Below are 8,380 nucleotides of genomic sequence, written 5' to 3'. Positions count from 1 at the left end.
GTCGTACACGGCGCCGCGGCTCACACTGCTGTCGGTCCGCGTCAGGTGCGGACGGGCTCCTGCTCTCGTGCCCCGCCGACCGTTGCGTCGGCGGCCTCGGCGGGCCGCGCGGTGAGGCTCGCGCCTTCGACGTCGACGTGGGGGAGAACCCTGTCGAGCCATCGGGGCAGCCACCACGCCCGGTGCCCGAGCAGGGCGAGGACGGCGGGCACGAAGGCCATGCGGACGACGAAGGCGTCGAACAGCACTGCGACTGCGAGACCGAAGCCGATGGTCTTGATCATGGACTCGCCCGATCCGACGAACCCGGAGAAGACCGCGATCATGATCACCGCCGCGGCGGCGACCACACGGGCACTGTGCCGGAAGCCGGTCACCACCGCCTGCGCGGGGCGCTCCCCGTGGACGTACGCCTCGCGCATCCGGGCCACGAGGAACACCTCGTAGTCCATGGCCAGACCGAACACGATGCCCACCAGGAAGATCGGCATCAGGCTCATGATCGGCCCGGCCTGCTCCACCCCCAGCAGATCGGCGCCCCAGCCCCACTGGAAGACGGCGACGACCGCGCCGAGCGACGCCAGCACCGACAGCAGGAATCCGGCGGCGGCCTTGACGGGCACCAGCACGGAGCGGAAGACGATCATCAGCAGCACCAGGGACAGGACCACGATGACGATCAGGTAGGGCACCAGGGCGTCCTGCAGGGCCTGGGCGATGTCGATGTTCATCGCGGTGGAGCCGGTGACCTCGAAGGTCGCCCCGGTCTCGCCCTCCAGACCGGGGCGTTCCGCCCGGATGGTCTGCACGAGGTCCTTGGTGGTCCCGTCGCTCGGCCCGGTAGACGGAACGACGGAGAAGATCGCGGCGTCGCCCTCCGGGTTGAACTGCGGCGGGGATACGGACACCACGCCGTCCGTGCCCTTGATCTGCTCGGCGATCGTGGCAGCGGCGGCCTTCGGGTCCCCCGCACCGCCGACGTCGCTGACGATGGTCAGCGGACCGTTGAAGCCCGCGCCGAAGCCGTCGGCGAGCGCGTCGTAGGCGCGCCGCTCCGTCGAGGAGACCGGCTTGGCCTCGTCGCCCGGCATCCCGAGCTGCAGGTCGGCGGCGGGCAGGGCGAGCACGCCCAGGCCGGCGACGCAGGCCAGCAGCACCGCCACCGGGCGGCGCAGCACGAACCGGGCCCACCGGGTGCCTCCGTTGTCCCCGGTGCGGGCGGGGCGCCCGGCGGAGGAACCGGCCGCGCGCCGCCGCGCCTTCCGGGACAGGACGGCGTCCGGCCACATCCCGAGCAGTGCGGGCACCAGCGTCAGGGCGACCAGGACACCGATGACCACGGCCCCTGCGGCGCAGAGGCCCATCTTCGTCAGCATCGGTACGCCGATCACGGAGAGCCCGGCCAGCGCGATGACGACCGTGAGGCCGGCGAAGACGACGGCCGAGCCCGCCTTGCCGACGGCGAGCGCCGTCGCTTCCCGCGCTTCGTGTCCGCTCTCCCGCTCCTCCCGGTAGCGGGAGACCACGAGCAGGGCGTAGTCGATGCCGACGGCGAGGCCGAGCATCGAGGCGAGCGTGCCGGTGGTCATCGACAGCCCGAGGGTGCTGCCGAGGGCGAGGATCGCGCACATGCTGACCCCGACGCCGATGACGGCGGTGAGCAGGGGGAGCCCGGCCGCCGCGACGGAACCGAAGGTGATCAGCAGGACCACGGCGGCGAGTCCGATGCCGATGGCCTCGCCCGCCCCGCCCGCCGCCGGCTGCGTGGCGAGCGCGGTGCCGCCCACCTCCACGGTGAGGCCGGCGTCGCGGGCCTCGTCGATGACGCTCTCCAGCGCCTTCTTGTCCGCGTCGGTGAGGTCGTCCGCCGTGACCTTGTAGCTGACGGTGGCGTACGCCGTGGAGGCGTCCTTGCTCACCGCGTCGGCCTGGAAGGGGCTGACGGCACCGGCGACCCGGGGCTGTTCTGCGGCCTCCTCGACCAGCGAGTCGATGGCGGCACGGTGGTCGGCCGCGGTCACCTTCTGCCCGTCGGGGGCGATGAACACGATGCGTGCGTCGGCGCCGTCGGCGTCCGAGCCGGGGAAGCGCTCCTCGATGAGGTCGAAGGCCTTCTGGGCCTCGATGCCCGGCATGAAGGAGGTGCCCTCGTCACCGGCGCCGGGTGCCTTGGCGGCACCGGCCCCGACGGCGCCGAGGACCACCGCCCACAGCAGGACCACGAGCCAGCGGCGCCGGAAGGCGGCGCGGCCCATGCGATACAGGAAGGTAGCCACGAGTCTGAGATCTCCGCATCCGATGTGGGGTACTGCTCAAGACTCGCGAAACGGGGCTTCCCAGGCGTCGTGCCCCTACCGTCACTTCCGCCTGGTGCGATCGCATGAGCGGTGCACCGGCCTCCTCCTCAAGAAGGAGCCCGGAGGAGGCCCGTGCACGTGGTCACCGCTGTGCGTCCGTGTGCGGGGTGAGGAACGGCGTCAGCGCGGCCAGCATGGCCTCGGGCGCCTCCTCGGCCGGGTAGTGGCCGCAGTCGGGCAGGATCACGCTGTCCACGTGGTCGGCGGCGATCCGCATGGTGGCGCCGACCATGTCGCCCGAGCACTGCGCCCCGGCGATGGTCAGGACCGGAAGCGTCAGCCGGCTCCGCGCCCGCGACTCGTTCTGCCCGATCGTCACGTCCAGGGCCCGGTAGCACGCGAAGCTGGCGCGCAGGGCTTCGGGATCGGCGGCGAGGGTCTCGATGTAGAGGTTCACGGCGTGCTCCGGAAGCGAGGTCGGAGTCGCCGCCTTCGAGGCGAACTGGTGGCCGAAGTAGAGGTGTTCGCGCCCCCGGACCAGCTCCTCGTTGACCCCGGCCAGCCTGTTGAAGCCGAAGTGCCAGAGCCGGTCGTTCGCCTCTCCGCTCCCGAAGAGCGGCGGGGACGGGGACAGACCGGGGATGGCGGCCTCGGCGACGGCCAGCCGTTCGAGCCGGTCCGGGTGGTCTGCGGCCAGGGCGTAGCCGGTCCACATGCCGATGTCATGGCCGACCATGGCGAAGCGCCGGTGTCCCAGCGCCTCCATCAGAGCCACCAGATCGTCGGCGAGCGTGCCGGTGTCGTAGCCGTCCCGGGGCTTGTCGGTCAGCCCGACGCCGCGCGGGTCCACCGCGACGACCTGGTGGTGCGCCGCCAGCGCCGGCATGACGAGCCGCCAGGCGTACCAGGTCTGGGGCCAGCCCGCCAGGAGGAGCAGCGGCGGTCCGTCACCGCCGACGACGGCGTGCATGCGGAGTTCGCCGGTGTCGACGTAACGGCTGGTGAAGGTGTCGGCGAACCCCGGGGGGAGCTGCGGCGCACCGGACACCGAGCCGGGGCCCTGGGGGACGGCCGGGGCGGTCGGGGCAGTCGGAGGGGTGATCATGCGAGTCCTCATTTCACGGGAGCGGATGTGGAGGCGGATGTACGGGAGCCGGCGCGGGCGGAGTCCACCGGCGTGGAGGGCTGCGGGCCCGGCGGGGCGCCCCACAGGGTGGTGACGGTCACCGCGCCGACGGCGGCTGCGAGAAGCAGCGTCGCGACGTCCTGGTTGATCGCCTGGGTGAGGACTCCGAGGGCCAGCGTCGGGATGGTCGTTCCGGCGTAGGCGGCGAGGAAGTACGTCGCGAGGAGGTCGGCCCTGTGTGCCGGGTCGGCGAGGCGCTGGGTGACGGCGACACCGCGGCGGAAGGACAGACCGATGCCGATGCCCGCCAGGACCGTCCCGGCGACGAACGTCGGCAGGGAGCGCGCCCACAGACCCGTCTCGAACACGGCGACGCCCGCGAGGAGCGCTGTGGGCGCAGGCCACCGCCGCGACAACCACGTCGCCGGAGCCGCGAGTTGGGCGATCAGGGCGACGGCGAAGAGGAGTGCGACCTCACCGCCCACGGCTGCGGCGGAGTGGACGTGCAACTGCACGCGCAGGAAGGACGGGACGAGTGAGGAGAACAGACCGCTCACCGCGAACGCGGCGAACACGGCTGCTGCGGCGCGCAGGAACTCCGCACGCCCCCCGCTCACGTCGGGCAGGGCCGGACGGCGCACGGACAGCGTGGGACGCCGGCGCACGAGGACGGTCTCCGGTACGAGCGCGAGGGCGGCCGCCGCCGGGACCAGGGCGACGAGGTAGGCCCAGAACACCAGATGCGTGGGGTCCGCGCCGAACTGCGCGAAGACCCCGGCCACGACGGCGCCGAGCCCGAGGCCGCCCATGTTCGCCGCGGTGGCCACGACCGACGCGCGGCCGGCGTGCCGGGAACCCGCGAGCTCGCCGAGAGCCGCAGTCGCCGTGGCGGTGAACACACCGGTGGAGAGCCCGCACAGGAACCGCGCCACGAGCAGCGTCCCCGTGTCCTGCGCGAGCAGGAAGAGCACCGTGCTCAGGGCGGCCACGAGGAGGGCCGATGCCAGCAGCGGCCGTCGGCCCACCCGGTCGGACAGGGAGGCGAACACCATCAGCGCGAGCACCGTGCCGAGCGCGTACGTGGCGAAGATCAGGGTCGTCGTGAAGGGGCCGAAGCCCATGCGCGGGGCCCAGAAGGCGTACAGCGGCACCGGCAGGGTGCCGCCGAGCATGACGAGGCCGTACACCACGGCCGTCAGCCAGAAGCCGAGGCGTGAGGGTGGGGCCGTCGGCCGGATATCGGTCGCGGTGGTGGGGTCCGGGGTGGTGTCGCCTTGCATGGGCGGCGCCTCCTCTCGCAGAAGGAAGGGCATGCACATCACCGTAACAGCATGTTGGATCGATCGGTCCAACATTGCCGCCTACTTTGACCGATCGGTCCAGGAACGCGTTAGAGTGGCTGGAGCAGCACGGTGAGGAGAGGTGCGACATGGCAGGCCGAAAACAGTTCGACGTCGACGAGGCCCTGGTCAGGTCGATGCACGTCTTCTGGCAGCGCGGATACGCGGATGCCTCCCTCGACCTGCTGAGCTCGGCAACCGGCCTCGGCCGCGGGTCGCTCTACGGGACCTTCGGCGGCAAGGACGCACTGTTCCGTCAGTCCCTGGACCGCTATTCCTCCACGTACGGCGAGCAGTACGAGAAGGCGCTGACCGACCACCCGGATGACCCGGTAGGCGCGGTCGAGGCGTTCTTCGGCGTCGTACTGGACCGCATCGCCGACCCCGCGGTGCCCGACGGCTGCCTCATGGCGCAGTCGGCCACCCAGGCCGCCACGCTGAGCCCTGAGAGCCGGGCCCATGTGCGGGCACTGCTCGGCAGGCAGCGGGACCGCCTGCGTGCCGCACTGTCGGGCTCCGGCGCGGACACCGAGAACAGCGAGGAACTGGACGACCTCGCCACGTACGTCGTGGCGGTCCACCAGTCACTGGCCGTGCTCAGCCGCGCCGGGATGCCACTCGACGACCTGCGCGCCGTCGCCCGCATCGCCTGCACCACCGTGGCGGACACCCTCGCGCGGGCGCGGACCGGCCGGACCGCGGACTGACCTGCCGGAGACCCCTGCCCACCCCACCGCATCGGGCACAGGATGTCGGGTCCGGCAGGGTGGGTCCTTCCTAACGTGAGAGAGCGAAAGGGAAGGAGTCCGGGATGCTGGACCGGCTGAACCAGGCCATGGAGCACATCGAGTCCCACCTCGACCAGCCGCTCGACGTGGGCGGTCTCGCGCGCATCGCGGTGACGTCGGAGTACCACTTCCGGCGGATGTTCTCCGCACTGGCGGGCCTCCCGCTGTCGGAGTACATCAGGCGCAGACGGCTGACCGTGGCGGGCGCCGAGGTGCTCGCCGGTGAGCGGACGCTGCTGGACATCGCGACGCGCTACGGCTACGGCTCCGGCGAGGCCTTCGCCCGTGCGTTCCGCGCCGTGCACGGTGTGGGTCCGGGCGAGGCCCGGCGCACCGGTGCGGCGCTGCACTCCCAGCCCCAGATGTCCTTCCGCCTCATCATCGAAGGGAGCAGCAGCATGCGATACAGGATCGTGGACAAGGCCGATTTCCGAGTGGTCGGCAAGAAGGCCCGCGTACCGCTCGTCCACGAAGGGATGAATCCGGCGATCGCCGGATTCATCCGGGGCATCGCCCCCGAAACGATGCGGCGCATCGCCGCACTCGCCGACCAGGACCCGGCGGGGATCGTCGGGGTCAGCGACCAGCTCGACCCCAGCCGGGCGGAAGGGACCGAACTCGACTACTACCACGGGGTGGTGACGAGCGCCGAGGTGCCCGAGGACATGGACGCCCTGGACGTCCCGGCCGGAATGTGGGCCGTCTTCGAGGACTCCGGCCCCTTCCCGCAGGCGCTCCAGCACCTGTGGCGGGACGTTTTCACACAGTGGTTCCCGTCGAACCCCTACGGGAGCAGGCCGGGGCCCGAGATCCTGAGCGTGCGGCTCTCCCCGGACGGGGCGCAGGCGGACGCGGAGCTGTGGATCCCCGTGGAGCGGTCCGCCGTCTGAGGGGCGCCGGCCACTACCGGGAGCCGCCCAGCCCCTCCCCGATCCAGGTGAGGCCGAAGTCCAGGACCTCACCGGCTTCGAACAGGTGGCTGTCGGCCGCGCCGACCCTGCCCCGGCATCCGATCCCGGCGGCCAGCATGTCCCGGACGATCGTCTCGAACGGGTCCTGGCCCACGGGCGTGACGGAGGAGTAGTCGAAGGCTCCCCTCGACGAGTCGATGTCACGGAAGCGGCGCCAGACGCGCCGGCCTCCGTCCAGGACCGGCTGCTCGTAATCCACGAAACGCTTGCCCGGCGCGTCGGCGAGCGCCTCGGCGTGGTGCAGCAGGGTGAGGGTCTCCAGCGGTGCGCCCAGCATCAGCACCCTGCCACCCAGGGCGACCAGCCGGGCGAGCGGACTGCCGGGGCCGTGCGGGTCGTCCCACGGATGATCGGCCGTCAGCTCGGTGGCCGCCGCGCCGAGCGCGGCGAAGCTCACGTCGGGGTGCCGGCTGCGGACGGCTCCCGGCCACCGGCGCAGCGCCTCCGGGAGGCGGCCGTTGTCATGGTCCGCCTCGCTCAGCACCGGGTCGTACGCGAAGGGTTCGGCCCGTACGGCGTCCTGCCAGGGCTGCGGCCAGCCGGAGAAGCCGTACGGCAGGGCGTCGTTCCAGCCGCAGGTCACCATCAGGGTCCCCCGCTCCCCCACCGCGTCGCGGAGGGCGCCGATGAGGGTCGGGGGGCCGCCGACCACGTATCCGACGGCGGACATCCGCGTATGGAACATCACGGTGTCACCCTCGACGAGACCCAGCGCGGTCAGGTCGCGGAGGAGCCGGCCGCGGGTGACGGGGCCGTCGCCGCGCGCGAGCAAGGCCGCATGGTCCGGGGGCGGTTCGTCCATGGGAGCGACGGTACCGCTCGCGCGGCCCGGGAGCCTTTCGCGGGCGGGGAGCGGCACGGCCCGCGGGCAAGTGGCGGGCCTTCCCCGTCCGTGACGGCAGGGTGAAGACACAGGGCGCGCACGACGCCGCGCGGACGGAGAGGCCCCGGCACCGGCGGCCGGTCCCGGCTCCGCGTCGTTCACAGACAATCCACAGACTCCGGGAACCGTGTCGCTCGATTCGGCCGTCCTCACGCCCGAACTACCGCACGGGTCACAGCGGGTGCCGTGCGGGACACGCCATGTATCCAAGGAGCAGCATGTCCGTCCACGGCAGTACGCGACCCAGGAACAGCCGCCCGAGGGGCACCGGTTCCCCGTCGGCGCGTGGCGGTCGCACGGTCCTCCAGGGCTGCGCGAAGGGCGTCCTGATGCTCACGCTCGTGCTCGGAGCCACCACGGCCTGCGGCCCGTTCTCGGACGGCGGCGGGTCGTCGAAGGGCCGCAGCGGGTCGTCGAACGGCGGCGGAGGCAGCCACGAGGCCAAGGACTGGAAGGTCGGCGACTGCGCCGGACCCGACACCAGCGAGTCGAAGGACGGCTTCGAGCCCCTCGACTGCGACGACCCCAAGGCGACGATCAAGGCTCTCGAGGTCAAGGACGGCGAGTTCTTCGCCGGGGCCGTCGAGTGCCCGGCCGGTACCGACGAGATCATCTCGGTGAAGGTGTCCTTCGGCGGGGACGCCAGTGGCGGCCTCCCGAGCAAGACGATCTGCGGCCGCAACCTCTCCGACGACCACCCCGGTGACGCGGGCGCGGGCGGCGGTCAGCTCGTGGTCGGGGACTGCGTGGACGACGAGGCGAAGGAAGTGGCCTGCGCGACGGGCGGGAACAAGGTCCTCGCCCTGACCAAGACCGCCGAGGAGTGCCCGGCGGGCGCGGACAACCCCATCGAGCTCTTCCCGAGCCCCGGCCGCCCGTACGACGCGATCTGCACCAGCAAGGCCTGACGGGTCGACGACAGGGCCCGGTCGGGCAGCAGTGCGGCCCGGTGGCAAGCACCGGCAGGACCTGCGG

At 72.2% G+C, this 8,380-nt stretch carries 7 protein-coding genes; 3 read left to right on the top strand and 4 right to left on the bottom strand.

The annotated features are described in order from the left end of the window. Positions 1-41 precede the first annotated feature (41 nt). From ACFWFI_RS38050 to ACFWFI_RS38040, 3 genes are all read right to left on the bottom strand, one after another. Entirely contained in the window at positions 42-2,276 is a 2,235-nt protein-coding gene (locus ACFWFI_RS38050; RefSeq protein ID WP_387399630.1) for an MMPL family transporter, read from the bottom strand. A gap of 163 nt (positions 2,277-2,439) precedes the next feature. Then, positions 2,440-3,402 (bottom strand): alpha/beta fold hydrolase, encoded by a 963-nt coding sequence (locus tag ACFWFI_RS38045; protein ID WP_387399628.1) that lies wholly within the window; start codon positions 3,400-3,402, stop codon positions 2,440-2,442. 8 nt (positions 3,403-3,410) lie between these two features. Next, positions 3,411-4,703 (bottom strand): MFS transporter, encoded by a 1,293-nt coding sequence (locus tag ACFWFI_RS38040; RefSeq protein ID WP_387399626.1) that lies wholly within the window; start codon positions 4,701-4,703, stop codon positions 3,411-3,413. A gap of 149 nt (positions 4,704-4,852) precedes the next feature. Between ACFWFI_RS38040 and ACFWFI_RS38035 the strand changes: the two genes are divergently transcribed. Continuing rightward, positions 4,853-5,470, top strand: coding sequence for a TetR/AcrR family transcriptional regulator (locus ACFWFI_RS38035; RefSeq protein WP_387399624.1), 618 nt, complete (start codon positions 4,853-4,855; stop codon positions 5,468-5,470). Between the two features lie 104 nt (positions 5,471-5,574). Then, positions 5,575-6,441 carry an AraC family transcriptional regulator gene (locus ACFWFI_RS38030; protein ID WP_387399623.1) on the top strand — a complete coding sequence of 289 codons (867 nt, stop codon included), beginning with the start codon at positions 5,575-5,577 and terminating at the stop codon, positions 6,439-6,441. Between the two features lie 13 nt (positions 6,442-6,454). Here the strand turns inward: ACFWFI_RS38030 and aac(3) are convergent, their stop codons facing one another. Then, positions 6,455-7,324 carry an aminoglycoside 3-N-acetyltransferase gene (gene aac(3), locus ACFWFI_RS38025; protein ID WP_387399621.1) on the bottom strand — a complete coding sequence of 290 codons (870 nt, stop codon included), beginning with the start codon at positions 7,322-7,324 and terminating at the stop codon, positions 6,455-6,457. A gap of 299 nt (positions 7,325-7,623) precedes the next feature. Here aac(3) and ACFWFI_RS38020 point away from each other — a divergent pair, with 299 nt between their 5' ends. After that, positions 7,624-8,313, top strand: coding sequence for a hypothetical protein (locus ACFWFI_RS38020; protein WP_387399618.1), 690 nt, complete (start codon positions 7,624-7,626; stop codon positions 8,311-8,313). Positions 8,314-8,380: the final 67 nt, after the last annotated feature.

It is taken from the genome of Streptomyces sp. NPDC060209, from assembly GCF_042728155.1.
GTDB lineage: Bacteria > Actinomycetota > Actinomycetes > Streptomycetales > Streptomycetaceae > Streptomyces.
This window is presented reverse-complemented; position numbering and strand designations above follow the sequence as displayed.